The organism is Arthrobacter globiformis (genome assembly GCF_030817195.1).
GTDB lineage: Bacteria > Actinomycetota > Actinomycetes > Actinomycetales > Micrococcaceae > Arthrobacter > Arthrobacter globiformis_D.
Window position 1 is genome coordinate 1,874,529 of the sequence record NZ_JAUSYZ010000001.1, and the last position, 25,774, is coordinate 1,900,302.

The following is a 25,774-nucleotide window of genomic DNA, read 5'->3' on the forward strand; positions in this document are numbered from 1 at the left end:
ACTTGCCCCAGCCATGCGCCGGCTAATGCCGGACGGGATCACCGAGGCCGAGCGGTCCTTCACCCGAACCCAACGGAACACCCGGACCGAACACGGGTCCCGGCATCGGCCGTTTGGGGGCGATGCCGTCGCCGGAGGACCGGTGGCGCAGGCGCCGGATCACCCACGGCACAAAGTACTCGCGAGCCCAGACCAGGTCTTCGCTGCGGGCCTCGCGCCAGCTGCGCGGCGGCAGCGGCTTCGGCGCGAGCGGCTCCAGGCTGTGCTGGACGTTCAGGGCCTCGAGCACCATGGCGGCGATGGTGTGGTGTCCCAGCGGCGAGAAGTGCAGCCGGTCCTCGTTCCACATCTGCGGGTCTTTCAGCTGCCGGAGCGACCACATGTCGGCGATGATCGCGTCGTGCCGGGCGGCGATGGTGCGGAGGTTTTCGTTGTAGATCGCCACTTTGCTGCGGATCCGGCCCAGGACGGAGGATCCTGTGTCCGGGCCGTTGAACAGCACCACGGTGGCGCCGCTCGCCGCCAGGGTCTGCACCACCGGGTCGAGCTTTTCGGCCAGGGCGTCCGGGTCGCCGCCGGGCCGGATGAGGTCGTTGCCGCCGGCGGACAGCGTCACCAGATCGGGCTTGAGGGCCAGGCAGGGCGCCAGCTGTTCGTCGATGATCTGCTGTAGCAGCCGTCCCCGCACCGCAAGGTTGGCGTAGGCGAAATCCTCATGACCCCGTCCGAGCTCTTCCGCCACCCGGTCCGCCCAGCCGCGGTAGCCGCCCGGACTGTTGGGTTCGGGGTCACCGATGCCTTCGGTGAAGGAGTCACCCATGGCCACATACCGGCTCCACGGGTGCCGACCCGCAGGCACCGGGGATTCTTCCAAGGGCTCTGGGGGTTGCTGCATGGGTTCGGTTCCGCTCACCTTCCCATCCTGTACCGGCACCGCCTGGCTACGCCACCGTAGGTTGTTACCAGTGGGTAACTGTAAGAATGGAGCCATGACTTTAGCCGACGCCTTTCCTGCCCCCGTTGTTCTGTGGTCCAAGCCTGAGGAAGCCAGGGCCGGCAAGCCACTGCTCGTCCTGCTGCACGGCTACGGCGCGAACGAGCAGGACCTCCTCAGCCTGGCTGACATGCTCCCGGACGACTTCGCCGTGGCATCGGTCCGCGCGCCCATCGCCATGGGGCCGGGCTTTTCCTGGTTCCCGCTGACCGGCTCGATCGAATACTCCGTCGACGCCGTCAAGGCTGCGTCAGCGTACGTCCTGGACTGGCTGGACACGGTCAAGGCCAACCACCCGTCCGTGACCCTTCTCGGGTTCTCGATGGGCATGGCCATGGCCACCACGCTGCTCCGGCAGCGGCCCGCTGACTTTGCCGCCGTCGTCGGCCTTTCAGGTTTTGTGGTCAATGCGGAGTCCGACGGCGAGTTCCGCGATGCAGAACTGGACGGATCGGTGCCGCTGTTCTGGGGCCGGGACCAGCAGGACCCGGTCATCACGCCGGACAAGATCGAATACACGATGGGCTGGGTACGCAAGCACGTAAAGCTGACCAAGGTCCTCTACACCGGCATGTGGCACGGCATCAATGCCCAGGAGGTCGGGCACGTGTCCGAGTTCCTCACCCACGAGGTGCTGAACAAGTAGGCCCTCCTGCAGCAAAAGCTTTTACGCCTGGGGAGCGCTGACCCGGACGGTCTGGCCGTTCACCGTGACCGTGTCCCCGTTGTGAAGCTGCCGGCCGCGCCGGTCATCGATCTCACCGTTGACCTTGACCAGGCCGTTCTTGATCAGCTCCGTTGCCTCCACGCCGTCCTCCACGAGGTTGGCGAGCTTCAGGAGCTGGCCCAGGCGGATCATGGTGTCGCGGATGGGGATCTCTTCGATTTCCGGGTTGCTCATACCAGTAATAATGCCTGACGTAAGGTGAAACGAATGACCCATGCACCCCGGCTGCCCCTTGCCGTGGGCCTTCCGATGGCTGTGGCCTCCGGGCTAGCCATCCCCGTCCAGGGGCGCATCAACGGGGCCCTTGGTGCCCGCCTCGGGGACGGGATAGCCGCCGCCGTCGTCAGTTTCAGCACCGGGCTGATCGTGATGGTCATCGTGTCCCTGCTGGCTCCGCACGGGCGCGCCGGTCTCGCCCAAATCCTGCCTGCCCTGCGGGAACGCCGCTTCCCCCCGTACTATGCGCTGGCAGGCGGCATCGGCGCCTTCTTCGTCTTCGCGCAGTCCTTCACGGTGGGGCTACTGGGCATCGCCCTCTTCACCGTGGCAACCGTCACCGGGCAGACACTCAGCGGCCTGCTCGTGGACCGCCTCGGCATCGGGCCGGCCGGCAAGAAGTCCGTGACCGGCATCCGCGTCATCGGCTGCATCCTCACCATCGCGGCCGTCTCCTGGGCGGTGTCACCCCGGTTCGCCGGCGGCGGAGCGGCCGCTGCAGGCGCCGCCGGCACTGCGGCAGCCGGCGGGGCGGCGGCCGACCCCACGGCGCTCGTGCTGCCGATCATCCTGCCGGTTCTCGCCGGGTTCCTGATGAGCTTCCAGCAGGCCATGAACGGCACCGCCACCGTGCACTACGGAACCCCGATCGCGGCCACCCTGGTGAACTTCATCGCAGGCACCTGCGTGCTGTGGGTTGCCTGGTCCATCAAGGTGGCCGTTGCCGGGCCGGCCAATCCGCTGCCCGGGGAGTGGTGGTACTACCTCGGCGGGCCCATGGGCTGCGTCTTCATCGGCCTCGGCGCGCTGCTGGTCCGCAGCCTCGGCGTGCTGGTGACCGGGCTGGGAATGATCGCCGGGCAGCTCCTGGGGTCGCTCGGCCTGGACCTGCTGGTGCCCACGCCGGGCACCGTGGTGGAGGTGGCCACGGTTCTGGGGACCCTGCTGACCCTCGCGTCCATCGTCGTGGCCACCCTGCCCTGGCCGCGGGGCGCCTTCCGGAGGTGAGCGCCGCTTTCCGGAGGTGAGCGCCTTCCCCAGATGTGGGCGCGCGTTCCGTAGGCAGCTCCCGGTAGGCTAGGACTCGCAGCTTCCTGCACAGTTTTCCCTTTCACACGCCCCCGCCCGGCATCCAGCCGCGGTCAGGGCCAGAGACACCGCGGACCGCACCCAGCGGCCCTGTAGAAATTGGAGTTCCCATGGCAGCAAAATCCGTCCTCGACCAGGTCATTTCCCTTTCCAAGCGGAGAGGTTTCGTTTTCCAGGCCGGCGAGATCTACGGAGGCTCGCGTTCCGCTTGGGACTACGGACCCCTCGGTGCCGAGCTGAAGGAAAACATCAAGCGCCAGTGGTGGCAGTCAGTGGTGCGCGGCCGCGAGGACGTGGTGGGCCTGGACTCCTCAGTGATCCTGCCCCGCCAGGTATGGGAAGCCTCCGGCCACGTCGAGGTCTTCTCCGATCCCCTCGTCGAATGCCTCTCCTGCCACAAGCGCTACCGTGCCGACCACCTCGAAGAGGAATACGAGGAGAAGAAGGGCCGCCCCGCCGAGAACGGCCTCAAGGACATTGCCTGCGCCAACTGCGGAACCCGCGGCGAATGGACCGAGCCGCAGGAATTCTCCGGCCTCCTGAAGACCTTCCTGGGCCCGGTGGCCAGCGACGAGGGCCTGCACTACCTGCGCCCCGAAACCGCCCAGGGCATCTTCGTGAACTTCAGCAATGTGCTCACCACCTCCCGGAAGAAGCCGCCCTTCGGCATCGGCCAGATCGGCAAGTCCTTCCGCAACGAGATCACCCCGGGCAACTTCATCTTCCGCACCCGTGAGTTCGAGCAGATGGAGATGGAATTCTTCGTCGAGCCGGGAACGGACGAAGAGTGGCACGAGTACTGGATGAAGGAGCGCATGGCCTGGTACACCGGCCTGGGCATCCGCGAGGAGAACCTGCGCTTCTTCGAGCACCCGCAGGACAAGCTCAGCCACTACTCCAAGGGCACCACGGACATCGAGTACCGCTTCGGTTTCCAGGGCTCCGAGTGGGGCGAGCTCGAAGGCATCGCCAACCGCACGGACTTCGACCTTTCCACGCACGCCAAGGCCTCCGGAACGGACCTCAGCTACTTCAACCAGGCCACCAACGAGCGGTACACGCCGTACGTGATTGAGCCCGCCGCCGGCCTGACCCGGTCCTTCATGGCCTTCCTCATCGACGCCTACACCGAGGACGAGGCCCCGAACGCCAAGGGCGGCGTGGACGTCCGCACCGTGCTCAAGCTTGACCCGCGGCTCGCGCCGGTCAAGGCCGCGGTGCTGCCGCTGAGCCGCAACGAGGACCTCTCCCCGAAGGCCAAGGACCTGGGCACCCAGCTGCGCAAGAACTGGAACATCGACTTCGACGACGCCGGCGCCATCGGCCGCCGTTACCGCCGCCAGGACGAGATCGGTACCCCGTTCTGCATCACGGTTGACTTCGACACGCTTGAGGACCAGGCGGTCACCATCCGTGAACGCGACACCATGAGCCAGGAACGCGTGTCCCTGGACAAGGTGGAGGGCTACCTGGCCGCACGGCTGATCGGCGCCTAGCCGTGGCGATCCAATACCGCGAATGGCGCGAGGGCGACGACCTCGCGCTGCTGGAGATCTGGGGCGACCCGGAAACCGACCAGGCGGGGCAGTTCCGCGGCACCCTCGCGCCCTCCGGCAACGCGCCGTGGCGGCGCTGCATCGTGGCCGAGGACGTCGTCGACGGTGTGGCCATCCCGGTTGCCGCCGGCGTGGTCCACGAGGCCAGCCTGCACCCGGAGCGGCTCTGGGTATATGTCGAAGTCGCCCGGGACCACCGCCGGGCCGGGATCGGCTCCACGCTGCTCATGATGCTGCGCCGCGAGGCGGAGGGATCGCCGTCGGGCGTTACCCGGCTGCGCTGCAAGGTGGAGCCGGGCACCACCGGCGCCGCCTTCGCAGAGGCGGCGGGCCTCACCCCGATCCAGCACACCCGGCTCGTCGTGGTGGAGCCGGCGGCCTTGAAGCTGCCCGTCTTCGGTGACGGTTCAGAGGAAGCGGCGTCGGAACGCATCGAGGACCTGGCCACCGGGTCGGTGGAGCTTTCCGACGTCGTGGGCCGGTACTACTCGTCCGTCCACGGCTGGGACAGCCCGGGCGAACTGGGCATCGGCACCGTGCAGCGGCTGTTCCTGGACGAGCTCAGCGGCGCGCACGGCGCGATCGTGCTGCGCGCCCCGAAAGCCAGCGCCTTCGGGTCCGGCGTGCCGGCAAGCCGCAAGGGCAAGATCCAGGCCTTCGCGATCAGCTATGCCCAGGGCAACTCTGATCACCCGTCCGATGTGTTCCTCGGCCACGAGCCGGAGCTGGACGCCGATGAGGCAGAGGCCGCCGTCCGTGACCTGCTGGCCCTCATCGCGTACCAGTACCCGGTGCTCATGGAAGTGGACGATTCAATGGAAGCGCTCCGCGCCGTCGTCGGGCCGCTGATGGAAGCGGGCAAGGCCCGCCGGCAGGGCTCCGAGACGTTCGTCGTCTCCGACTGATCCATCTATGTAACTGACCCATCTGTGTAGCAGCACAGGGCGTTCCCAGGCCTGGGAATGCCCTGTGCTGCTACACAGTTGGGTGCTCCGTTCGGGAAGTGCGACGGCGGTCCCTCGCCAGATCGGCCGCATCGAGCCTTTGGCGTTCCGCCTCGGAGATGGCGCCGCCGCCGAGGTCCGCCGGCATCCACCAGTCACCCGGCCGCACCGCCACGGGAAAGCCGGCGATTGCGGCGTCGATGCCTGCCTGAAGGGTCCTGCGGAGCCGCGCCGTTTCAGCCTCTGCGTCGATCCCCGGGGCCAGATGCACCGGCTCGCCGACATGCACCCGGACCGGCGCGCGCCAGACGCGGTGGAGGGGAAGGCCGTTGCCACGGGTCAGGATCCGGTGGGCACCCCAGACGGAGACCGGAATAAGAGGCACGCCCGCCTCGGCTGCCATCCGCACGGCCCCCGTTTTGCATTCGCGGACCTTGAAGCTGCGGCTCACGCCGGCTTCGGGCATGACGGCCAGGTATTCGCCGGCGCGGAGCCTGGCCACGGCGTCGTCGTAGGCCGCAGTTCCCGAACCGTGGGGCACCACCACCTGGCCCGCTGCGCTGATGAAAGGACCCGCCAGCCAGTGGTCCGCGGCTCCCTGGTGGATCATGAACCGCAGCTGCCCGCGGTTGTGCCGCCACAACACCAGCTCGGCAGCGGCGAAGTCCAGATAGCCGAAATGGGTGATGGCGACGACGGCACCCCGGCCCGGCAACACCGCCCTCGCAGCCTTGTCGCCACTTCGTGCTTTTTCGCCGGGCAGGTTTTGCTGCCCGGTCACGATCAGGCGGATCCGGAACAGCCACCGCAGGAACAGCCCGGCCCGGACGAGGAGGCGGTAGAAGCGGTCGCTGGCGGCTGGGGTCCAGGGCATACGGTGCTCGGAGGCCTTCAGTGCCGCCGCGGCGGCCAGGGGATAAAGCCGCTGGTGGACTGCACGTATTCACGGTAGCCGGGGCGGCCGGACATGGCCTTCTCTGCGAGCGGCTTCCCGGTCTTGGCGGCCAGCGTCCAGATCATCAGGGCAGGGGAGAAGACGGTCAGCACGCCGGGCCAGGACTCCGCCGCGACGAGGAAAAGGCCGGCCCAGACGGCGGCGTCGCCGAAGTAGTTGGGGTGCCGCGTGTAGCGCCACAGCCCGGTGTTCAGCACGGTTCCCCTTCGGGCCGGATCGCTCTTGAACTGCTCCAGCTGCCGGTCGCCCACGGACTCAAAGATGAACCCGGTCAGCCAAGCTGCCGAACCCGCCATGGCAAGAGGACCCAGCGGACCAGTGGCGAACATGCCCACCTGGAGGGTCAGCGAGACGAAGAACATCACCAAGCCCTGGGGCAGGTAGACGCGGCGGAGGGCGTAGGCGTTCCGGGAGCCGCGTGCTCCTTGGAGCAGCGCCACGTAGCGGGGGTCCTCATGTCCGCCGCGCGCCCGGCGGCCGATGTGCGTGCCAAGCCGGATCCCCCAGATGCCCGTCAGAACCAGCAGGAGCACCCGCCTGCCGCCGTCGCCTTCCCCGGCTGCGAGGACAAAGGAGATCACCGCGACGACGACAAAACCGGGACCCCACGCCACGTCCATCACCGAGTGCCGTGCTTGGCCGACGGCCACGGCATAGGTGACGGCGAGCACCAGCACCACGCCCAGCGCCGTCCATGGCAGGCTGGCAACGAACGCCTCCAGCGGAAACGGGCTCATGACAGTGGTCGCCGACTTCCTAGAGGACCAGCGGCAGTGCCTCGCCGGACGGGGGAATCACCCTGTCCAGGGCTGCGGCGGACGCGGAGGGCCCTGCCCCGGGAACTCCGGTCCGTTCCATGAAGGCCTTCATCAGGAACCCGGTGGCCAGCCTGTGCCACAGCCGGAGCCGCCGGAACATGAAGTGCCCCGCCCCGCGGAGCGAGACGTACCGCAGCTCCGCCGCTCCCGGTGCCGCCCGCCGAGCGAACCGCAGTGAGGCCGACGGGCTCGTCCACCGGTCCTCGTTCCCGTGAACGATCAGGACTTTCCGTCCTGCGACTGCGGACGCGGGAGTGACATCATTGAGCCACGGAGCCAGCGCCACCACGGCGTCCACGTTCGGTTCGTCCGCGGCGCAGACCGCGGTGAGGCCGCCCATCGAATGCCCCAGCAGGTAGATGGGCACGCCGGGGTGCTCCGCGCGGATCCTTGCCAGCGCCCAGCGCGCATCCTTCAGCGGGGTCATGTCCTCGCCGTTCCAGCCGCGCACGCTGTTCCGCAGGATCCACACTGCCAGGCCGTGTTTCCGGCCGGCGGCGTGCAGGTGGCGGGCGAACGGCACCATCCGCGCAGGGCTCAGGTGCCGGGCCTGGACCGGCTCGAAGCTGTGCGACTTGCCGCCGTGCAGGACCAAGGCCACGCCGCGGGTAGGACCGGACGGGGCCAGAACCGTCAGCACCGCTTCGTGGTCAGTTCGGCGTTGGCTCACTGCTGCATCCTCCGACACTTCGTCGTTCATTTACCAACCCTATGGCGGCCGCCGTAGAGTTCAAGCATGAGGTTTAACTGCTGATGGGTGCAGGTCACTCCCACGGTCATACCGGCCATTCGGAGCCAACCGCTGAAGCGATGGCTGCCCGCAGGAAAGCAAACAGGATTCTGGCTGCGGTGCTGGTCCCGCTGACCCTGCTGACCCTCGCGGCCATGGCGGCACTCTGGCCCTCGGGCAGCAAGGAGGGCCTGACCCTGGCCAACCCGTACGCCGCAGCTCCGGGTGTCACCTTCGACACAGGACGAATCCAGCGGGTGGTCACCGAGAGCTGCACGCAGGCGCCAGCCGGAGAAAACACAGCAACAAACTCCACAGCCCAAGGCAACACAGATGGCGGCTCGCAGTGCACCTTCGCGTTCACCGAGCCGGACAAGGGCGGCAACCCGGTCAAGGTGGTGATCAATCCTGACATCGCCAAGTCGCACGGGGTGAAGGTGGGCGACAACATCCGCTACCTGAACCTGTCCAACGCCCAGGCAGCGGTCACCGGCGCCGATGCCCCGGCGGCCCAGGGGTCGCCGTCGTACATTTTTGTGGACTTCGTCCGCACCATGCCGATTATCCTGCTGGCCATCCTCTACGCCGTCGTGGTGGTGGCCGTGGCGCGCTGGCGCGGGCTGCGCGCCCTGATCGGCCTCGTGGGCGCCTATTTTGTGCTGGGCAGCTTCATGCTTCCTGGCCTCGTGGAGGGCAAGCCGCCGCTCCTGCTGGCCCTCGTCGGCTCCACGGTGATCATGATCGGGGTGCTGTACTTCGCGCACGGCTTCTCGGCGCGGACCTCGACGGCGCTGCTGGGCACCATTTTCGGGCTGGGCATCACCGCGCTGCTCGCGGCCTGGGCCACCGACGCGGCGAACCTCGCAGGCGTGGGAAGCCACGACGCCGCCACGCTCGTGAACATCTCGGACAACATCTCCATTTCCGGCATCATCCTGTGCGGCCTCATCATCTCCGGGCTCGGCGTGCTGAACGACGTCACCATCACGCAGTCCTCCGCGGTGTGGGAACTGTATGAACTCGCGCCCAACACGAGCGCCCGCAAGCTGTTCTCCTCGGCCATGCGGATCGGCCGCGACCACATCGCCTCCACCGTGTACACCATTGCGTTCGCCTACGCCGGCGCCGCCCTGCCCATCCTCATCATCGTGATGCTCTACAACCGTCCGCTGGGGGAAGCGCTCACCAGCGCCGAACTGTCCGAGGAAGTCATCCGCACGCTGGTCGGCTCCATCGGGCTGGTCCTGGCGATTCCGGTCACCACCCTGATCGCCGTGCTGGTGGTCAAGGCCACGGGAGTCCGGGGTGCTGGTCTGCCTGAGCAGCAGCCGCGGGGGAGGACGGCCATAACCGCCGACGACGTCGACGACACCGGCGCGCTCGCGGCCGCCGCCGCGGTGGCTGGCCGGGAAAACGCCGACGCCGACGCTGACTCGCCGCCGCCGACCCGGCGCGGACGGCGTGCCGCCCAGCGGGAATAGATGCGGCGGTATGAGATGCAGCGGGATTGAGCGCCGCCGCCGGCATCCTGACGATTTGCCGGCTTTGAGACGATTTGCCCGGCTTTGAGACAATGGACGGGTGACTGTTGTAGCTACGCCTCCCGCCCCCCGGCTGGAACTTCCGCCGCTGAAACTCGGCCCCATCACCGTGCACACCCCGGTGGTGCTCGCCCCCATGGCCGGAATCACCAACACCGCCTTCCGCAGGCTCTGCCGTGAATACGGCGGCGGGCTGTACGTGGCGGAGATGGTCACCTCCCGTGCCCTCGTGGAGCGCACGCCGGAATCGCTGCGCATCATCTCGCACGACGAGGACGAGAAAGTCCGTTCCGTCCAGCTCTACGGCGTGGACCCCGGCACTGTGGGTGCGGCCGTCCGCATGCTGGTGGAGGAGGACCGGGCGGACCACATCGACCTCAACTTCGGTTGCCCCGTGCCCAAGGTCACCCGCCGCGGCGGCGGTTCGGCGCTGCCCTGGAAGATCGACCTTTTCACCTCCATCGTCCAGACCGCCGTCCGTGAGGCGTCCAAGGGCGGCATTCCTCTGACCATCAAGATGCGCAAGGGCATCGACGATGACCACCTGACCTACCTCGACGCCGGCCGGATCGCGCGCGATTCCGGTGTTGCCGCCGTCGCCCTTCACGGCCGCACGGCGGCGCAGTTCTACTCCGGCCAGGCGGACTGGTCCGCTATCGCCCGCCTGCGCGAGGCACTGCCGGACATTCCGGTGCTGGGCAACGGCGATATCTGGTCCGCCGAGGACGCCGTCCGCATGGTCCGCGAAACCGGCATCGACGGCGTCGTCATCGGCCGCGGCTGCCAGGGCCGCCCCTGGCTGTTCGGCGACCTGCAGGCGGCGTTCGAAGGCAGCGACCACCGGCACCGGCCCGGCCTGCGCGAGGTGGCCGAGGGCGTCTACCGGCATGCCGAGCTCATGGTGGAAACCTTCGGCAATGACGAATACAAGGCGCTGCGGGAAATCCGCAAGCACATGGCCTGGTACTTCAAGGGCTACGTGGTGGGCGGCGAACTGCGGGCGAAACTCGCCACCGTGCCCACACTCGAAGTGCTCCGCGAACTGCTGGACCAGCTGGACATGGACCTGCCGTATCCCGGCATCGATTCCGAAGGACCCCGCGGACGCGCCGGCTCGCCGAAGAAACCGGCCCTGCCCAAGGACTGGCTGATGAGCCGCCAGCTGAACGAGGACCAGTCGCGGGACATCGCCGCGGCGGAACTGGATGTGTCCGGTGGCTGAAAGCCGGCTGGCGGATGCCCGCACCACCCCGCAGGCGCTGCCGGGCTACGAAGCCCACGATTCCGCCCGCTGGGTGGAGGAGCCGCCCAAGAGCACGTACCGCTCGGACTTCGAGCGTGACCGCGCCCGCGTGCTGCACTCTTCGGCCCTGCGCAGGCTCGGCGCCAAGACGCAGGTGGTTGCTCCCGACACCGACGACTTTGTCCGCACCCGGCTGACGCACAGCCTCGAGGTGGCCCAGGTGGGCCGGGAACTTGGCCGCGCCCTCGGCTGCGACCCCGACGTGGTGGACACCGCCTGCCTCAGCCACGACCTCGGGCACCCGCCGTTCGGGCATAACGGGGAATCGGCGCTCAACGAGATGGCCCATGCCATCGGCGGGTTCGAGGGCAATGCCCAGACCTTGCGCCTGCTCACCCGGCTCGAGCCGAAGGTCCTCGACCCGGAGGGCAGGCCGGCCGGCCTGAACCTCACCCGGGCCAGCCTTGACGCAGCCGCAAAATACCCCTGGTCCGCCCTGGACGCCCCTGTGATCCACGGCCAGCGGACCAGCAAATTCGGCGCCTACGAGGACGACCTGCCCATCTTCAACTGGATCCGGGAAGGCGCCCCGGAACGGCGGTCCTGCCTCGAGGCGCAGGTCATGGACCTCGCGGACGACATCTCCTACTCGGTCCACGACGTTGAGGACGCGATCGTGGCCGGCCACTTCCAGTTGCGCTGGATGGACAACCCCGACCACCGGGCACGCGTGGTGGGCTACGCCAAGCAGTGGTACCTGCCGCACAACGATCCCGCCGCCATCGACGCCGCCCTGGCACGGCTGGAAGCCACGGACGTCTGGGTGCGCGAGGCGGACGGCAGCCGCAAGTCCATGGCAGCGCTGAAGGACATGACCAGCCAGCTCATTGGCCGCTTCTGCCAGAGCGCACTGGAAACCACCCGCGCCGTCTACGGTCCCGCGAACCTGACCCGGTACAACGCCGAGCTCATGGTTCCGGACGAGACCGTCATGGAGATTGCGGTGATGAAGGGCCTGGCCACCACCTTCGTGATGACCACTGACCACCGGCAGCCCATCTACGAACGCCAGCGCGAGGTCCTCCACGCCTTGGTCACGGCGCTGAACGCCTCCGGGGACCGCCACCTCGAGCCCATGTTCGCCGCCGACTGGCGGGAAGCTCCCGACGACGCCGCCCGGCTCCGCGTGGTCATCGACCAGGTGGCATCGCTGACGGACGGCTCCGCGCTGGCCATGTACGAACGGCTCGTGGGCAGCCTGCCCTCGCTTTGGTGACGGCCGCCATACGGCGGCTCCCGCCGTCGTACCCGGGGACTAGGATTGCTTCGTGGCTGGGCTGATTAAACGGGAAGACATCGATGAAGTCCGCCAGCGCACGGACATCAAGGAAGTCGTCGACGGCTACGTCACGCTTAAGGGCGCCGGCCTCGGCTCCTACAAGGGCCTGTGCCCCTTCCACGACGAGCGCTCGCCGTCGTTCACCGTCCGCCCGCAGGTGGGCCGCTACCACTGCTTCGGCTGCGGCGAGGACGGCGACGTCATCTCGTTCGTGCAGAAGCTGGACCACACCTCCTTCCACGAGGCCGTGGAGAAGCTGGCCGCGCGGATCGGGTACGAGCTCCGCTACGAGGACGGTGGCACCGGCCCCAGCCGCGAGGAAGTGGGCAAGCGGCAGCGGCTCCTGGACGCCCACAAAATCGCCGACGAGTTCTTCCGTGCCCAGCTGCTCACCGCCGGCGCGGCAGAGGGCCGGAAATTCCTGCAGCAGCGCGGCTTCGACCGGGCAGCCGCCGACCACTTCGGCGTCGGCTACGCACCCCAGGGCTGGGACGCGCTGCTCAAGCACCTGCGCGGCCGGGGCTTCACCGATGCCGAACTGAAGCTCACCGGTATGTTCTCCGAAGGCAACCGGGGCATCTACGACCGTTTCCGCGGCCGTCTGATCTGGCCCATCCGGGACATCGCCGGCGACACCATCGGTTTCGGCGCCCGCAAGCTGTACGAGGACGACCAGGGCCCCAAGTACCTCAACACCCCGGAAACCACGCTCTACAAGAAGTCCCAGGTGCTGTACGGGATCGACCTTGCCAAACGGAACATCGCCAAGGACCGGCAGCTGGTGGTGGTGGAAGGCTACACGGACGTCATGGCCTGCCACCTCGCTGGAATTCCGACGGCGGTGGCCACCTGCGGTACGGCATTCGCTGCCGACCACATCAAGATTGCCCGCCGCCTGCTGTCCGACGACGGCACCGGGGGAGAGGTCATCTTCACCTTCGACGGCGACGCGGCCGGCCAGAAGGCGGCCCTGCGGGCCTTTGAAGAGGACCAGCGCTTCGTGGCCCAGACCTACGTGGCGGTCGAACCCACCGGCGCCGACCCCTGCGACCTGCGCCAGACGCGGGGGGACGCCGCCGTCCGTGACCTGATCAGTTCCCGGCGCCCGCTTTTCGAATTTGCCATCCGCGCCACCCTGCGGCGGCACAACCTGGACACCGTGGAGGGGCGGGTGGCCGCGCTGCGCGAGTCCGCCCCCGTCGTGGCCCAGATCCGCGACGCCGGGCTCCGGCCCGGCTATGCCCGGGAACTGGCGGGATGGCTGGGGATGCCCATTGAAGACGTCACGCGGGCCGTGGCGGCCGCCGCGAAGCGCGGGGCGCCCGGTGTGCAGGCCTCGGGGGCGCAGGCGTCCGGGGCGCCGGCGTCCGGCGCACAAGCCGGCGGGGCAGCCGGCCGGTCCAACACAGCCGGATACAACCAAGCCCCGGGGAACGGCCAGAACGTGCCGGGCGTAGCGGCGCTCCCGCCGTCGGGCGTTCTTCCGTCCTTCCACCGTCCGGATCCCCGGGACCCGGTGGCGTCCATGGAGCGGCAGGCGCTCGAGGTGGCCCTGCAGGAGCCGGCCATGCTGGGCGGCGCAGCCTGGGAGCGGTTCGCGACCGCCCGGTTCGCCACGCCCGCCTACCAGGCCATCCACGACGCCATCCGCGCCACGGCTCCCGGCTTCTCCGGGGATGCCCTGCAGTGGGTGGAGGCGTTGCGGCAGGAGGTTCCGGAGCCGCTGCAGCCGCTGGTTTCGGAGCTTGCTGTGGTGCCGCTGCCGGCCCATACCGCCGAAGCGGTGCAGAAGTACTGCCGGGACATCCTCGCCAGGCTGTTCGAGCTGCAGATCACCCGTGTGAAGGCGGACAAGCTGGGGCAGCTGCAGCGGCTGGATGCCGCTGCCCACCCCGAGGAGTTCCAGCGGCTGAACAGGGAGCTCATGATGCTCGAAATGGAGCGCCGGTCGCTGCGCTCCGATGCCTAGCCTGAGGCAGCCTAGCGTGGAGCAGCGCCGGTCCCCAGAATGGGGTTTCCGGAACCGGGTCTCCGGAACCGGAAAGACGCCGATTTCGTTTCCGGGCAGGGTGTTTGCTAGGCTAGTACCCGCTTCATTCCTCCTTAGCTCAATTGGCAGAGCATTCGACTGTTAATCGAAGGGTTGCTGGTTCAAGTCCAGCAGGAGGAGCGCACAGTCCCCGTTCCGGGTTCCGGAACGGGGACTTTTTTATACCCGGGAGGGGTATTTCTGCGCAGTATTGGCGCCGATTTCGCATTGCGGCAGAACGTTTGCTAATGTCATACCTGCTTCATTCCTCCTTAGCTCAATTGGCAGAGCATTCGACTGTTAATCGAAGGGTTGCTGGTTCAAGTCCAGCAGGAGGAGCGCACAGTCCCGCGGTTGGCCCCAGAGCCGGCCGCGGGACTTTTTTGTGCCGTCAGACGAAATCCATCTCCACCTGGAGGAAACGCTCGGCCTCGGCTACGGCGGCTTCAAACGCTTCCCTCTCCGTGGGGGACTTCCGCGGTTCGCGGGGGTGCCACTCGTGGGGCGAGGAGTGCACGCGGGTGAAGCCGCCGTCGGGCGGGGCGTAGAAGATGCCGAACCGCTGGACGGGCCATTCGGGGGAGGTCTCGGGGGCCACCAGCAGCGCAGCGTTGAAAGCCGGGTTGAACCACTGGGCTATGGGCCGGCGCCGGTCCTCAGTGAAAAGTCCCGCCGCATAGAGCGCTGCCGACTGCGCACTGGTCTGGGTGCACAGCCGGTCCCACCACAACGGCAGAATGCCGGAGTCGCACCGCTGCCACGTGGCCGGAAGTGGAGGATGATCCTGCCAGTGGGGCACGTAACAACTTTATCGCGCAGGTACCCGGGCGAACAGATGGCCCGGCACCGGGCGCATCCTGTCTGGAGTCTTGTCTGGAGGCACGGCCTGGCCCAGGGAAGCGACGGGTCAGGGCCTGTTCCACGGTCCCGGATTGACGCGGTACAGCAGTGCAGAACCGACGACGGCGCCCACCAGGATGCCCAGTGCCGCGTTGCCCATCATCCTGCCGGCGAAGAAGCCGGCCACGGCGCCGAGGATGGCTCCGAGGAACAGCCCTCGGCCGTTGCGGTGGGGTTTGCGGGTCATGGAGCCAGCCTACCCGCCACGGCCGGGGGACCGGCCCGTGGCCGGGGAACAACCATGACCGTCAGTGGATGGAAGGCACGGTCCGGGGCCGGACCACAAGCCACAGGGCCGCCGCGGCGAGGAAGATGCAGCAGGCCTGCACCGCGCCCATGGGAGTGGCGGAATTACCTCCCAGCCAACCCACGACGGGGGAGATGATGCCTGCCATCAGGAAGGTGGACGCCCCGAGCAGCGACGCCGCCGTGCCAGCCTGCGCTCCGTGGCTGGCCAGCGCCAGGACCTGCACGCAGGGGAAGGTGAACCCGGTGCCCAGGATGTAGAACCACAGCGGCACCATGACGCCCCAGAGCCCGAACCCCAGCTGGTCGAACACGACGATCAGCACGGCCATCAGGAACATCCAGGCGGTGGAGCAGGCCAGGATCCACTGCGGCGGGACCCGCTTTATCAGCCGGGCACTTGTCTGGACCCCCGCGACGATGCCCAGCGAGTTGATGCCAAAGAGCAGGCCGTACTGCTGGGGTGAGAACCCGAAGACGTCCTGGAAGAGGAACGGGGAAGCCGAGAGGTAGGTAAACAGGCCGCCGAAGTTCATCCCGCCCAGCATCAGCAAGCCCACGAAGATGCGGTCGGAGAAGAGCACGCCGTACCGCTGCCGGGCCGTCAGGCCGGACTGGCCCCGCTTCTCCCGCGGCAGCGTCTCCCGGACAAGCACGACGGCGGCAAGGATCACCGCTGTGCCGTAGCACGCCAGGAAGACGAAGATGCCCGGCCACGCCATGACCAGGAGAAGCTGGGACCCAATGACGGGCGCCAGGATAGGCGCGAGCCCGTTGACCAGGGCCATCCGGGAGAACATCCGGACCATGGCGTACCCGCTGAACAGGTCGCGGACCATGGCCATCGCCACCACGCCGCCGCCGGCTGCGCCGATGCCCATGAGGACCCGGAACACGCCAAGGGTCGCGATGTCCGTGGAGAGCGCGGCGCCCAGCGAGGCGGCGATGTGTAGCGCGGTGGCCAGGATCAGCGGGAGCCGGCGCCCGAACTTGTCGCTGAAAGGGCCCACCACCAATTGCCCCAGGGCGAAGCCGACAGTGGTGCCGGTGAGGGTGAGCTGGACAGCAGCTTCCGAGACCTTGAGGCTCGCTTCCAGGGCGGGGAAGGCCGGCAGGTAGAGGTCCACCGTGAACGGCCCGAGGGCTGTCAGGGCGCCGAGTAGAAGGATGTAGAGGAATTTCTGCCGGCGGCTGAGCGCATCGCCCGGGTTGGTGGTGGTCACAGAGAACCATCCTAGGGCTGACAGATCAGACTTTTACAGCGTTGGAGGGCTCGCCGGGGCTATTTCCAGAAGTTCCGGCTGAACCTGAATGATAGTTTTGTCAGCGGGGGCGCGCGGGCGAACCGGAAACCCCCGAAGCAGTGAAGAAAAATCGACAATGGAACCAGTTAGGCGGAACCTATGAGCGGGCGTCACAGCGGGCGGGCCAACCAAGGACTGCGTATCACTGCGCTGCCAAAAACGTTGAGGCTCGCCGTCAAACTGGTGCCACGCCAGCTCAATGACGAGATCGCGCTGGCGAAGATCGAGGCAAAGCGCAAAGGCAAGCAGCTTGGCGTCGCCGGCGCCTTCTTCGGCGTGGCCGCCGTCTTCCTCGCGCTGCTGGTCACCGGGCTGATCGTTGCCGCCATCATGGGCCTGGCCACCATCATGCCGGCCTGGCTGGCGGCCCTGCTCGTCAGCGCGGTCTTCCTGCTCATTGCCCTGATTGGCGGACTCATCGGCCTCCGGAAGTTCAAGCAGGCCATGCCGCTGATTCCCGAGGACACCGTCCGCGGCCTCAAGCATGACCTGGGCATCGCGAAGGAGGGCTCGGACTTCGACGCCGCCGTGCTTGATCCCAAATCGCCCCAGGCCAAGGCCGCCGCGGAAGCAAAGGCCGCCGAGAAAGCCAGGGAGAAGGCCGACAAGGAAGCCAAGAAGGCTGCCGAGGCCGTGGACGTTCCCGTGCCCACCGAGCCTGAACTCCGCCGCCGGCTGAAACAGCGCCGTGACCACCTGACCGGTGTGCGGGATGAGCTTGGCGAGGAACTGGACGTCAAGACCCAAACCCAGGCTCTCCTCGGTGTCGCGAGGCACCGCGCGGCGGAGGGCAACGAGAAGTTCCAGGAGGCCCGCCAACGTGCGGCCGAACACTTCGCCGCAGTGTCGGCGTCGGCCCGCTCCGGGGCCTCGGAGGCTTCGCTGCCCGGCCAGTTGGAGGCGCGCTGGAAGCCGCTCCTTGCGCTCGCAGCCTCCACCGCCGTCCTGCTCACCCTGCTGCGGAAACTCTTCAAGAGCTGAGCTTTGCCCTGAACGAAGACTGTACGAGGCCGCCGGCCGTGGAGAGGAAGGCCTGATGAGATTCATCGGCGCTGGTTCCCGTCCCGGCCAGCCGCATGTCGATCGCGATCTGGTCTATACCGTCCCCAATCTCCTCACGGTGCTGCGCTTCATGGGCGTGCCGATCTTCATCTGGCTGGTGCTGGCCCAGAAAGAATACGGACTTGCCGTGCTGGTGCTGGCCATCATGGGCAGTACCGACTGGGTGGATGGCTACATCGCCCGGCGGTTCAACCAGACCTCGAAACTGGGGCGCGTCCTGGATCCCATCGCCGACCGGCTGGCCCTGATAGCCGTCGCGGTCACCCTGGTGATCGCCGGCGTCGTGCAGTGGTGGTACCTGGCGGCGCTCGTGGTTCCCGACGCCGTCCTGCTGGGCATGTCGCTGTTCTACTTCCGCGGACACCCGGACCTGCCCGTCAGCCTGGTGGGCAAGGCCCGCACCGGCCTGCTGCTGCTGGGAACTCCGCTCCTGGTGCTGTCCAAGCTGTCCATTCCGTTCGCCGGCGCATGGTTCGTTGCGGCCTGGGTGGTCTTGGGGCTGGGGCTCGTTGGCCACTGGATTGCTGCCTACAACTATTTCTGGGCGATCAAGCGCAAAGGAAAAATGCTGACGGCCGACGACGGCGGGAACGGCTGATGGTCTGGGTTGCGGTTTTGCTCGCGGTCATGGGCGCCTTTTGCCTGGCCTTTGGTGCCCAGCGCCAGGGCAGCGCCGTTCAGAGGGACACCGGCGGCCTGGCGCTGAGCTCCAACGGTTTCCTGCGCCTTCTGCGGAACCCGCGGTGGGTCTTTGGCCTCCTCCTGCTTTGCATGGGGATGGCCATGAACTCCGTAGCACTGGTCACGGCACCCCTCACCGTGGTGCAGCCCATCGGCGCCATCGCCCTGGTGATCACCACCGTGGTTAACACCAAGGACCAAGGGCTGAGCATCAACCGCGCCACGGTGGTAGCAATCACCGCATGCGTGACGGGCTCGGCACTGTTCGTGCTGCTGGCAGTGTTTGTCACGCAGGAAAGCCACCACGTCACGCCTGAGGACGAGATTACTATTGTGCTGCTGCTTGCCCTGGCGGTGGGCATCTTCGGCAGCCTCGCCGCCATGTTCAGGCACCGCATGAGCGCGTTCATTTACATCCTGGGCGCCGGCATCCTGTTTGGTTTCGTGGCCGTGCTGACGCGGATTATCGGCAAACACCTCCTGGATCCGAACGGCCTGCTCCTGCTGAACGTGCCGTGGTATTCGGTGGTGGCCATCGCAGCGGCCGGGGGACTGGGGTCCTGGTTCGTCCAAAGCGCGTACTCCACCGGCCCGCCGGACCTGGTGATCGCCGGCCTCACCGTGGTGGACCCCATTGTGGGCATCGCGATCGGTATCACGATCCTCGGCGAGCTGCGCCCCGATGTCCACGCCGTCCTGGCGATTGCCATGGGTACGGCGGCAACCCTTGCTATCGTGGGGGTAATCGCCCTTTCACGACACCATCCCGAGGTCACCAAACGGAAGAAGGACGTTCGGAAGGCCACGGGCAGGGCGTCCCACTAGCCGAGTTTTACTGCGGACCAGGCAAGAATGTGCCGGTGCATGACGTGCCGGCACCGGCCAGTGTGGTCAGCCGCAGCCGAACACCATGACCACCAGGAGCTTTCTACGTGACCATGCCCGACGCCCAGCGTCCACTGACCATCCTCATCGCGGCGGACACCTACCCGCCCCACGTCAATGGAGCCGCCCAGTTCGGCTACCGGCTGGCCAAGGGCATGACGGCGCGCGGACACAACGTGCACGTGCTGGCCTGCCGGCAGGACAAGGGCAAGAGCTTTACGGAGTTCCGCGCCGAAGCCACTGTCCACCGCCTCCGCTCGCACAGCGTGTTCACGCACGAATACTTCAGGGTCTGTTTCCCCTGGGAGATCAAGAAGGAAATCAGCCTGCTGTTCGACAAGGTCCAGCCGGACGTGGTGCACATCCAAAGCCACTACATGATCGGCGAACGCGTCCTGTACGAGGCGGTGAAGCGCGGCGTCCGCGTCGTGGCCACCAACCATTTCATGCCGGAGAACCTCAACCCCTTCCTGCCGTTCCCGCAGTGGTTCAAGGACATCATCGGGAAGATCTCCTGGAAGGACATGGGGAAGGTGATGGGACAGGCGGACGTCGTCACCACGCCCACGCCGCTGGCCGCCAAGGCGATGCACCGGCATGCCTTCCTGCGCAAGGTGCTGCCGCTGTCCAACGGCATCGACTCGGCAGCGTACGAGCCCAAGCCGGACGAGGTCATTGAGCCGCACGAACACCCCACCGTACTGTTTGCCGGGCGGTTGGCTGAGGAGAAGCACGTTGACGTGCTGATCAAGGCGGTGGCCGACACCCCTGCCGACCTGAACGTCCATCTTGAAATCGTCGGCGGCGGCGAGGTGCGGCCGTCGCTCGAGGCCCTGGTGGAACGGCTCGGACTGCAGAGCCGGGTGAAGTTTCTGGGCCTGGCCAGCGACGACGAACTCCGCGAGGCCTACATCCGGGCCGACCTGTTCTGCATGCCCGGTACTGCCGAATTGCAGTCGCTGGTGACCCTGGAGGCCATGTCCGCATCGACGCCCGTCCTGCTGGCGGACGCCATGGCCCTTCCGCACCTGGTGCGCGACGGCGAAAACGGGTACCTGTTCACGCCGAACGACAGTGCAGACCTCGCGGAGAAAATCACCCGTATTTTCCGCCTGCCGGTCGAGGAACGGAAAGCCATGGGCAACGCCAGCCGGTGCATGGTGGAGCCGCACAGTATCCAGGGGACGCTGCAGACGTTTGAGGACCTGTACTACGGGGCGAACTACGAGGACAAGGTGGTCTAGGGTCCTGCCCGTCAGAGGGCCAGCGGCGTCTGAAGTGGTCTGAAGCGGTTCGCCGGTTTGCTAGAGTAAATCTGCCCGCCGACGACGGGCCCCTTCCGGGCCGGCGCTGGTCGGGCGCACCTTCCGGTAAACAGGGCAGGTGCACGGGGCTATAGCTCAGCTGGTTAGAGCGCGGGACTCATAATCCTAAGGTCCTCGGTTCAAGTCCGAGTAGCCCTACCTCCAGAGCCCTGATCTGCGTCTTCGCGGATCAGGGCTCTTTTCATTTTCCGCCCGCCTGGGATATGTTACTGACCAGTAACTATCCCGCCGGCGCCGTGGTATTCCACTTCGGACGCTGGCCAGTGCGAAGGAGCGCCATGTCCGCCGCTGCAACTGACATCAACAGCCTGCCCTACGCCGACGGCGACTTCTTCTCCTTCGAACAGCTTCTCAGTTCCAAGGAGCAGGACAGGCTGGCCGAGGTCCGTTCCTTCCTGGCCCGGGAAGTAAAGCCGATAGCGGTGGACTGCTGGAACCGTGCCGAATTTCCCCTGGACCTGATTCCCAAGCTGGCCGAGCTCGACCTCGTCAGCCCGGTGCGACGCCAGGGCCATTCCAATCTGTTCGCCGGCATCGTGCACGCTGAAGTTACCCGCGCGGACACGTCCATCGCCACCTTCATGGGTGTGCATGACGGCCTTTTCACCGGTTCCATCGAGGCGCTGGCTTCCCCGGAACAGCAGGATGCCTGGCTTCCGGACATCTACTCGCTGCGCAAGATCGGCGCCTTCGGGCTGACGGAACCCCTGGGCGGTTCGGACGTCGCCGGCGGGACGCGCACCATGGCCAGGCGGGACGGCGACCGCTGGATCCTCAACGGCGCCAAACGCTGGATCGGCAACGCCACCTTCTCCGACTGGGTAGTGGTTTACGCGCGCGATGTGGCCGACAACCAGGTCAAGGCTTTCCTCGTGGACACGGGACTGCCCGGATTCAGCGCAACGAAGATCGAGAACAAGATTTCGCTGCGGACGGTGCAGAACGCCGACATCACCCTCGAAAACGTGGCGGTGCCGGACTTCTTCAAGCTGGCCAATGCCAACAGCTTCCGCGACACCAACAAGGTGCTCAAGGTAACCCGCCTCGCTGTAGCCTGGCAGGCGGTGGGCCAGCAGCTCGCCGCCTTCGACGTGGCCCGGCGCTACGCGGTGGAACGGCACCAGTTCGGGCGCCCGCTGGCCTCCTTCCAGCTGGTGCAGAGTCAGCTGGTCCAAATCCTGGGGAACGCGGTCAGCTCCATGGGCATGATGGTGCGGCTCTCCCAGCTCGAGGATGCGGGTCGGGCCAAGGATGAGCAGTCGGCCCTCGCCAAGGCGTTCACCACCGCGCGGATGCGGGAGAGCGTGGCCATCGGCCGCAGCCTCCTTGGCGGAAATGGCATTGTGACGGACTTCGAGATGGCAAAGATCTTCGCCGACGCCGAGGCGATCTACTCCTACGAGGGCACCCACGAAGTGAACACCCTGGTGGCCGGCCGGGCCATTACCGGCGTCTCCGCGATCGTCTAACAGGCGCGATGGTCCAAGCGCGATCCTCAAGTCAGTTCAGCGGCAGCAGCACCGAGGGACGCAGGTCCAGGATGAAGGACAGCGGATTGAGGTACTCCTCTCCGCGGCGGACGCCCCAGTGCACGCACGGTGAGGGACCGCAGTGGCCGGCAAGCAGGGTGCCCACCACGGCACCCTTGGCCACGGAAGCGCCCTTCTTGAGCGTGCTCCGCACCGGTTCGAAGCTGCTGCGGAGTCCATTGCCGTGATCGATGGTGATGACGGGCCGGTCCACGACCACACCCACAAAGCTGACGGTTCCGGACTCCGGGGCGGTGACCGGACCGCCGTCGGACGCTGCTCCGAGGTCCACGCCCCGGTGCCCGCTCAGCCACGGTTTGTCCGGCGGATCGAACGGACGCAGGACCGCCGGCCGCGGCGCAAGTGGCCAGCGCCAGCCCGCCGGCGCCGGCGTCGTGGCCCGGGAAGAAATCGTGGCGAGGGAAAAGACCGGGACGCCGGGAGCTGTTCCTGGAGCAGGCGGTGCGGGCGCGGCGGAAGGTGCGGCAGCCGCCGTCGTGAGCAGGAGCACCGCCGCCATCACGTAGGCTTTCATGTCCCCAGCATGGTCGCCCTGTCCGCCTGCCGGAACGGGACCTTCGGCCTATGTGGAAAACGAGGCCTGGCGCGGCGGAACCGGTGCATTTGCCGCGGTCCGCTGTAGTACACTTGGTGGAGCAGTTTGCTGTGCCCTCAACGCATTCCATTTCGTGGCTAGCGTCAGCACGCCCCATTCAGGAGTGCGGGGGAGCAGCAGCTGACTACGCGTATCCAGCCCTCCACAACCGGTAAGCAGTTGCTTGCTGCTGCGGAGGATTGTGCCTCTTGCGGTCAGGTCCGGCAACGGTCCTGATGAGATGTGCAATGGATGCCAGGAGCCTGTGCCCGCCCGGGCAGGGCTAAATAACCGTCAACTATTGGCAGGGTAAGAGCGGCCGCGGCCGCTCTCATGAATGACCTGCCGGAAGGAGCGTCGGCATGCCCGTCGTAACCATGCGCCAGCTGCTTGACAGCGGCGTCCACTTTGGACACCAGACCCGCCGTTGGAACCCGAAGATGAAGCGCTTCATCTTCACCGAGCGCAACGGCATCTACATCATTGACCTCCAGCAGTCGCTGTCCTACATCGACCGTGCCTACGAGTTCGTCAAGGCCACCGTTGCCCACGGCGGCACCGTGCTCTTCGTCGGCACCAAGAAGCAGGCTCAGGAAGCCATTGCCGAGCAGGCCACCCGCGTTGGCCAGCCGTACGTCAACCAGCGTTGGCTCGGCGGCATGCTCACCAACTTCCAGACCGTTGCCAAGCGTATCCAGCGTATGAAGGAACTCGAAGAGATCGACTTCGACGACGTCGCCGGCTCCGCTTACACCAAGAAGGAACTGCTGCTCCTGCGCCGCGAGCTGACCAAGCTCGAGTCCAACCTCGGTGGTATCCGCAACCTGACCAAGGCACCGTCCGTGCTCTGGGTTGTTGACACCAAGAAGGAGCACCTCGCTGTTGACGAGGCCAAGAAGCTCAACATCCCGGTTGTGGCCATCCTGGACACCAACTGCGATCCGGACGAGGTCGACTTCCCGATCCCGGGCAACGACGACGCCATCCGCTCCGTGAACCTCCTGACCCGCGTTGTTGCTGACGCCGTTGCCGAGGGCTTGATCGCCCGCAACCAGCGCGCAACCGGCACCACCGAGACTCCGGAAGAGCCGCTGGCTGAATGGGAGCGCGAGCTCCTCGAAGGCAGCAAGGCCGAGGAAGCTCCGGCTGCCGAGGCTGCTCCGGCTGCCGAGGCTGCTCCCGCCGCTGAGGAAGCCCCGGCTGACGCCGAGGGCACCGACTCCGCGAAGTAACAACTTCATCGGGATTTCCGGGCGCTGTCCGCAGCGTCCGGGCAACTGACAGGATGGCCGCTCACCCAGTGAGCTGCCGTCCTGTCGGTCCGTACACACAAAAATTTTCTAGACAGAGGGGTTCACATGGCGAACTACACTGCCGCTGATATCAAGGCTCTGCGCGAGCGCACCGGCGCCGGCATGATGGATGTCAAGAAGGCTCTCGACGAAGCCAACGGCGACGCCGAGAAGGCGATCGAGATCATCCGCATCAAGGGCCTGAAGGGCGCCACCAAGCGCGAAGGCCGCTCCACCGCTGAAGGTCTGGTTGCTGCCAAGGTCGAGGGCGGCGTCGGCGTAATGATCGAGGTCAACTGCGAGACCGACTTCGTCGCCAAGGCTGACAAGTTCATCCAGCTGGCTGACAAGGTCCTGGCCATCGCCGTCGAGTCCGGCGCTGCCGACCTCGAGACCCTGCTCGCCACCGATGTTGAGGGCAAGCCGCTGTCCGAGGTTGTCGTCGAAGAGGGCGCTATCCTCGGCGAAAAGGTTGTTGTCCGCCGCATCGCCCGCATCGAGGGTGCCACGGTCGACGCTTACCTGCACAAGACCTCCAAGGACCTCCCGGCCCAGGTCGGCGTCCTGTTTGCTGTTGACGGCGAAGGCGAAGCAGCTGCAACCGCAGCCCACGACGTCGCCGTGCACATTGCGGCAATGGCCCCGAACTACCTCTCCCGCGAGGACGTTCCGGCGGACCTGGTCGAATCCGAGCGCCGCATCGCCGAGGAAACCGCAAAGGCCGAGGGCAAGCCCGAAGCTGCGATGACCAAGATCGTCGAAGGCCGCGTTACCGGCTTCTACAAGGGTGAGGTCCTGGTTGACCAGGCTTTCGCCAAGGACGCCAAGAAGTCTGTGGCGCAGGTCCTCGAAGAGGCCGGCGTCAAGGGAACCGCCTTCACGCGTTTCCGCGTCGGCTCCTAGTCTGACACGCAAGGGGTGGCCACTTCGGTGGCCGCCCCTTTTGCATGCACCGGCCACATAAGAATGTGAGCGCTGGCCGGATGCGCGATAACCTAGCTCAGAGTTCACCAAACGGAAGGCACCATGGAAGCCGTCAATACTCCCGTCCAGTCAGAGAAGAGCAGGCGCCGGGTCCTCCTGAAGCTGTCCGGTGAAGTCTTCGGCGGAGGCAAGCTGGGCGTCGACCCGGACACCGTCCGCGCAGTAGCCAAGGAGATCGCCGCAGCCGTTCCCGACGTCGAGGTGGCCATCGTGGTTGGCGGTGGCAACTTCTTTCGGGGTGCCGAACTGTCCCAGAGCGGCATGGACCGTTCGCGTGCCGACTACATGGGCATGCTGGGAACCGTCATGAACTGCCTCGCGCTGCAGGACTTCCTGGAGCAGGCCGGTGTTGAGACCCGGGTCCAGACCGCTATCACCATGGGACAGGTGGCCGAGGCCTACATTCCTCGCCGCGCCATCCGCCACATGGAAAAGAACCGCGTGGTCATTTTCGGTGCCGGCGCAGGCCTGCCGTACTTTTCCACGGACACCGTGGCTGCCCAGCGTGCACTCGAGGTGCACGCCGACGTGGTGCTGATGGCCAAGAGCGGCGTGGACGGTGTGTACACCGCCGACCCGAAGAAGGACCCGGCGGCGGAGAAGCTGGAGAACCTCAGCTACGACGACGCCCTCCGCCGCGACATCCGCGTCATGGACCAGACCGCAATGACCATGTGCAAGGACAACAAGCTCTCCATGGTGGTGTTCGGCATGGAAGGTGAAGGCAATGTCACGCGCGCCATACGCGGCGAAAAGCTGGGAACGCTGGTCACACCCTAGTTACAGCTAG

Annotated in this window: 25 protein-coding genes and 3 tRNA genes; 19 read left to right on the forward strand and 9 right to left on the reverse strand. The window is 66.7% G+C overall.

Features of this window, described 5'->3' with window-relative positions; genetic code table 11:
- Positions 1-22: 22 nt before the first annotated feature.
- Complete coding sequence (locus tag QF036_RS08440) at positions 23-895, reverse strand: SGNH/GDSL hydrolase family protein (RefSeq protein ID WP_307105849.1); 873 nt, start codon at positions 893-895, stop codon at positions 23-25.
- 94 nt (positions 896-989) lie between these two features.
- Between QF036_RS08440 and QF036_RS08445 the strand changes: the two genes are divergently transcribed.
- On the forward strand, positions 990-1,640 hold the full coding sequence (locus tag QF036_RS08445; RefSeq protein ID WP_307100922.1) for an alpha/beta hydrolase: 651 nt from the start codon (positions 990-992) through the stop codon (positions 1,638-1,640).
- 21 nt (positions 1,641-1,661) lie between these two features.
- Here QF036_RS08445 and QF036_RS08450 read toward each other — a convergent pair whose 3' ends face one another.
- Complete coding sequence (locus QF036_RS08450) at positions 1,662-1,895, reverse strand: RNA-binding S4 domain-containing protein (protein WP_003802087.1); 234 nt, start codon at positions 1,893-1,895, stop codon at positions 1,662-1,664.
- 33 nt (positions 1,896-1,928) lie between these two features.
- Here QF036_RS08450 and QF036_RS08455 point away from each other — a divergent pair, with 33 nt between their 5' ends.
- The 3 genes from QF036_RS08455 (at position 1,929) to QF036_RS08465 (ending at position 5,487) form a co-directional block, all read left to right on the forward strand.
- Positions 1,929-2,945, forward strand: a complete 1,017-nt coding sequence (locus QF036_RS08455) for a DMT family transporter (protein WP_307100924.1) — start codon at positions 1,929-1,931, stop codon at positions 2,943-2,945.
- Between the two features lie 191 nt (positions 2,946-3,136).
- Positions 3,137-4,522 carry a glycine--tRNA ligase gene (locus tag QF036_RS08460; protein ID WP_003802092.1) on the forward strand — a complete coding sequence of 462 codons (1,386 nt, stop codon included), beginning with the start codon at positions 3,137-3,139 and terminating at the stop codon, positions 4,520-4,522.
- Between the two features lie 2 nt (positions 4,523-4,524).
- A complete protein-coding gene (locus QF036_RS08465; RefSeq protein WP_307100926.1) occupies positions 4,525-5,487 on the forward strand; it encodes a GNAT family N-acetyltransferase in 963 nt (320 codons plus the stop codon).
- 70 nt (positions 5,488-5,557) lie between these two features.
- Here QF036_RS08465 and QF036_RS08470 read toward each other — a convergent pair whose 3' ends face one another.
- Genes QF036_RS08470 through QF036_RS08480 form a run of 3 tightly spaced genes read right to left on the reverse strand, consistent with a single transcriptional unit; the run spans position 5,558 to position 7,999 of the window.
- On the reverse strand, positions 5,558-6,400 hold the full coding sequence (locus tag QF036_RS08470) for a lysophospholipid acyltransferase family protein (RefSeq protein WP_307100928.1): 843 nt from the start codon (positions 6,398-6,400) through the stop codon (positions 5,558-5,560).
- 17 nt (positions 6,401-6,417) lie between these two features.
- Positions 6,418-7,218 (reverse strand): DUF1295 domain-containing protein, encoded by an 801-nt coding sequence (locus QF036_RS08475; protein WP_307100930.1) that lies wholly within the window; start codon positions 7,216-7,218, stop codon positions 6,418-6,420.
- A gap of 19 nt (positions 7,219-7,237) precedes the next feature.
- Entirely contained in the window at positions 7,238-7,999 is a 762-nt protein-coding gene (locus tag QF036_RS08480; protein WP_307100933.1) for an alpha/beta hydrolase, read from the reverse strand.
- Between the two features lie 53 nt (positions 8,000-8,052).
- Here QF036_RS08480 and QF036_RS08485 point away from each other — a divergent pair, with 53 nt between their 5' ends.
- From QF036_RS08485 to QF036_RS08510, 6 genes are all read left to right on the forward strand, one after another.
- Positions 8,053-9,510 (forward strand): YibE/F family protein, encoded by a 1,458-nt coding sequence (locus QF036_RS08485; RefSeq protein WP_307100935.1) that lies wholly within the window; start codon positions 8,053-8,055, stop codon positions 9,508-9,510.
- A 100-nt stretch (positions 9,511-9,610) separates the two neighbouring features.
- A complete protein-coding gene (dusB, locus tag QF036_RS08490) occupies positions 9,611-10,792 on the forward strand; it encodes a tRNA dihydrouridine synthase DusB (protein WP_307100937.1) in 1,182 nt (393 codons plus the stop codon).
- Positions 10,776-12,089, forward strand: coding sequence for a deoxyguanosinetriphosphate triphosphohydrolase (locus QF036_RS08495; protein ID WP_307100939.1), 1,314 nt, complete (start codon positions 10,776-10,778; stop codon positions 12,087-12,089). Before dusB ends, QF036_RS08495 begins: the two co-directional genes overlap by 17 nt.
- Before the next feature lie 52 nt (positions 12,090-12,141).
- On the forward strand, positions 12,142-14,121 hold the full coding sequence (dnaG, locus tag QF036_RS08500; RefSeq protein ID WP_307100941.1) for a DNA primase: 1,980 nt from the start codon (positions 12,142-12,144) through the stop codon (positions 14,119-14,121).
- A 128-nt stretch (positions 14,122-14,249) separates the two neighbouring features.
- A tRNA-Asn gene (locus QF036_RS08505) sits at positions 14,250-14,322 on the forward strand.
- Between the two features lie 125 nt (positions 14,323-14,447).
- Positions 14,448-14,520 (forward strand) — tRNA-Asn (locus QF036_RS08510).
- Between the two features lie 52 nt (positions 14,521-14,572).
- Here QF036_RS08510 and QF036_RS08515 read toward each other — a convergent pair.
- From QF036_RS08515 to QF036_RS08525, 3 genes are all read right to left on the reverse strand, one after another.
- On the reverse strand, positions 14,573-14,980 hold the full coding sequence (locus QF036_RS08515; RefSeq protein WP_003805942.1) for a hypothetical protein: 408 nt from the start codon (positions 14,978-14,980) through the stop codon (positions 14,573-14,575).
- A 108-nt stretch (positions 14,981-15,088) separates the two neighbouring features.
- Positions 15,089-15,268 (reverse strand): hypothetical protein, encoded by a 180-nt coding sequence (locus QF036_RS08520; RefSeq protein ID WP_102970802.1) that lies wholly within the window; start codon positions 15,266-15,268, stop codon positions 15,089-15,091.
- Between the two features lie 61 nt (positions 15,269-15,329).
- A complete protein-coding gene (locus tag QF036_RS08525) occupies positions 15,330-16,550 on the reverse strand; it encodes a multidrug effflux MFS transporter (RefSeq protein WP_307100945.1) in 1,221 nt (406 codons plus the stop codon).
- A 180-nt stretch (positions 16,551-16,730) separates the two neighbouring features.
- Between QF036_RS08525 and QF036_RS08530 the strand changes: the two genes are divergently transcribed.
- The 6 genes from QF036_RS08530 (at position 16,731) to QF036_RS08555 (ending at position 22,053) form a co-directional block, all read left to right on the forward strand.
- Positions 16,731-17,612, forward strand: a complete 882-nt coding sequence (locus QF036_RS08530; protein WP_307100947.1) for a phage holin family protein — start codon at positions 16,731-16,733, stop codon at positions 17,610-17,612.
- Between the two features lie 55 nt (positions 17,613-17,667).
- Positions 17,668-18,291 carry a CDP-alcohol phosphatidyltransferase family protein gene (locus tag QF036_RS08535; RefSeq protein WP_307100949.1) on the forward strand — a complete coding sequence of 208 codons (624 nt, stop codon included), beginning with the start codon at positions 17,668-17,670 and terminating at the stop codon, positions 18,289-18,291.
- On the forward strand, positions 18,291-19,199 hold the full coding sequence (locus tag QF036_RS08540; protein ID WP_307100951.1) for a DMT family transporter: 909 nt from the start codon (positions 18,291-18,293) through the stop codon (positions 19,197-19,199). The genes QF036_RS08535 and QF036_RS08540 overlap by 1 nt, the downstream gene beginning before the upstream one ends.
- A gap of 107 nt (positions 19,200-19,306) precedes the next feature.
- The gene (locus QF036_RS08545) at positions 19,307-20,503 is read left to right on the forward strand and encodes a glycosyltransferase (RefSeq protein ID WP_307100953.1); all 1,197 of its coding nucleotides are present in this window, start codon (positions 19,307-19,309) and stop codon (positions 20,501-20,503) included.
- A 145-nt stretch (positions 20,504-20,648) separates the two neighbouring features.
- Positions 20,649-20,722 (forward strand) — tRNA-Ile (locus QF036_RS08550).
- Between the two features lie 140 nt (positions 20,723-20,862).
- Entirely contained in the window at positions 20,863-22,053 is a 1,191-nt protein-coding gene (locus QF036_RS08555; protein WP_307100955.1) for an acyl-CoA dehydrogenase family protein, read from the forward strand.
- Between the two features lie 31 nt (positions 22,054-22,084).
- Here QF036_RS08555 and QF036_RS08560 read toward each other — a convergent pair whose 3' ends face one another.
- Positions 22,085-22,648: a M23 family metallopeptidase gene (locus QF036_RS08560; RefSeq protein ID WP_307100958.1), complete on the reverse strand. Its 564-nt coding sequence runs from the start codon at positions 22,646-22,648 to the stop codon at positions 22,085-22,087.
- A gap of 422 nt (positions 22,649-23,070) precedes the next feature.
- Here QF036_RS08560 and rpsB point away from each other — a divergent pair, with 422 nt between their 5' ends.
- The 3 genes from rpsB (at position 23,071) to pyrH (ending at position 25,764) form a co-directional block, all read left to right on the forward strand.
- On the forward strand, positions 23,071-23,940 hold the full coding sequence (rpsB, locus tag QF036_RS08565; protein ID WP_307100960.1) for a 30S ribosomal protein S2: 870 nt from the start codon (positions 23,071-23,073) through the stop codon (positions 23,938-23,940).
- 126 nt (positions 23,941-24,066) lie between these two features.
- Positions 24,067-24,903 carry a translation elongation factor Ts gene (gene tsf / locus QF036_RS08570; RefSeq protein WP_307100962.1) on the forward strand — a complete coding sequence of 279 codons (837 nt, stop codon included), beginning with the start codon at positions 24,067-24,069 and terminating at the stop codon, positions 24,901-24,903.
- A 123-nt stretch (positions 24,904-25,026) separates the two neighbouring features.
- Entirely contained in the window at positions 25,027-25,764 is a 738-nt protein-coding gene (pyrH, locus tag QF036_RS08575) for a UMP kinase (protein ID WP_307100964.1), read from the forward strand.
- Positions 25,765-25,774: the final 10 nt, after the last annotated feature.

Coding starts and splice junctions, on each gene's coding strand:
- QF036_RS08460 (WP_003802092.1), top strand. CDS start 3,137: ATGGCAGCAAAATCCGTCCTCGACCAGGTCATTTCCCTTTCCAAGCGG.
- tsf (WP_307100962.1), top strand. CDS start 24,067: ATGGCGAACTACACTGCCGCTGATATCAAGGCTCTGCGCGAGCGCACC.
- QF036_RS08555 (WP_307100955.1), top strand. CDS start 20,863: ATGTCCGCCGCTGCAACTGACATCAACAGCCTGCCCTACGCCGACGGC.
- QF036_RS08450 (WP_003802087.1), bottom strand. CDS start 1,895: ATGAGCAACCCGGAAATCGAAGAGATCCCCATCCGCGACACCATGATC.
- QF036_RS08475 (WP_307100930.1), bottom strand. CDS start 7,218: ATGAGCCCGTTTCCGCTGGAGGCGTTCGTTGCCAGCCTGCCATGGACG.
- QF036_RS08470 (WP_307100928.1), bottom strand. CDS start 6,400: ATGCCCTGGACCCCAGCCGCCAGCGACCGCTTCTACCGCCTCCTCGTC.
- QF036_RS08495 (WP_307100939.1), top strand. CDS start 10,776: ATGTGTCCGGTGGCTGAAAGCCGGCTGGCGGATGCCCGCACCACCCCG.
- QF036_RS08535 (WP_307100949.1), top strand. CDS start 17,668: ATGAGATTCATCGGCGCTGGTTCCCGTCCCGGCCAGCCGCATGTCGAT.
- QF036_RS08530 (WP_307100947.1), top strand. CDS start 16,731: ATGAGCGGGCGTCACAGCGGGCGGGCCAACCAAGGACTGCGTATCACT.
- QF036_RS08520 (WP_102970802.1), bottom strand. CDS start 15,268: ATGACCCGCAAACCCCACCGCAACGGCCGAGGGCTGTTCCTCGGAGCC.
- QF036_RS08480 (WP_307100933.1), bottom strand. CDS start 7,999: ATGAACGACGAAGTGTCGGAGGATGCAGCAGTGAGCCAACGCCGAACT.
- rpsB (WP_307100960.1), top strand. CDS start 23,071: ATGCCCGTCGTAACCATGCGCCAGCTGCTTGACAGCGGCGTCCACTTT.
- QF036_RS08455 (WP_307100924.1), top strand. CDS start 1,929: ATGACCCATGCACCCCGGCTGCCCCTTGCCGTGGGCCTTCCGATGGCT.
- pyrH (WP_307100964.1), top strand. CDS start 25,027: ATGGAAGCCGTCAATACTCCCGTCCAGTCAGAGAAGAGCAGGCGCCGG.
- QF036_RS08445 (WP_307100922.1), top strand. CDS start 990: ATGACTTTAGCCGACGCCTTTCCTGCCCCCGTTGTTCTGTGGTCCAAG.
- QF036_RS08540 (WP_307100951.1), top strand. CDS start 18,291: ATGGTCTGGGTTGCGGTTTTGCTCGCGGTCATGGGCGCCTTTTGCCTG.
- QF036_RS08440 (WP_307105849.1), bottom strand. CDS start 895: ATGCAGCAACCCCCAGAGCCCTTGGAAGAATCCCCGGTGCCTGCGGGT.
- QF036_RS08485 (WP_307100935.1), top strand. CDS start 8,053: ATGGGTGCAGGTCACTCCCACGGTCATACCGGCCATTCGGAGCCAACC.
- QF036_RS08560 (WP_307100958.1), bottom strand. CDS start 22,648: ATGAAAGCCTACGTGATGGCGGCGGTGCTCCTGCTCACGACGGCGGCT.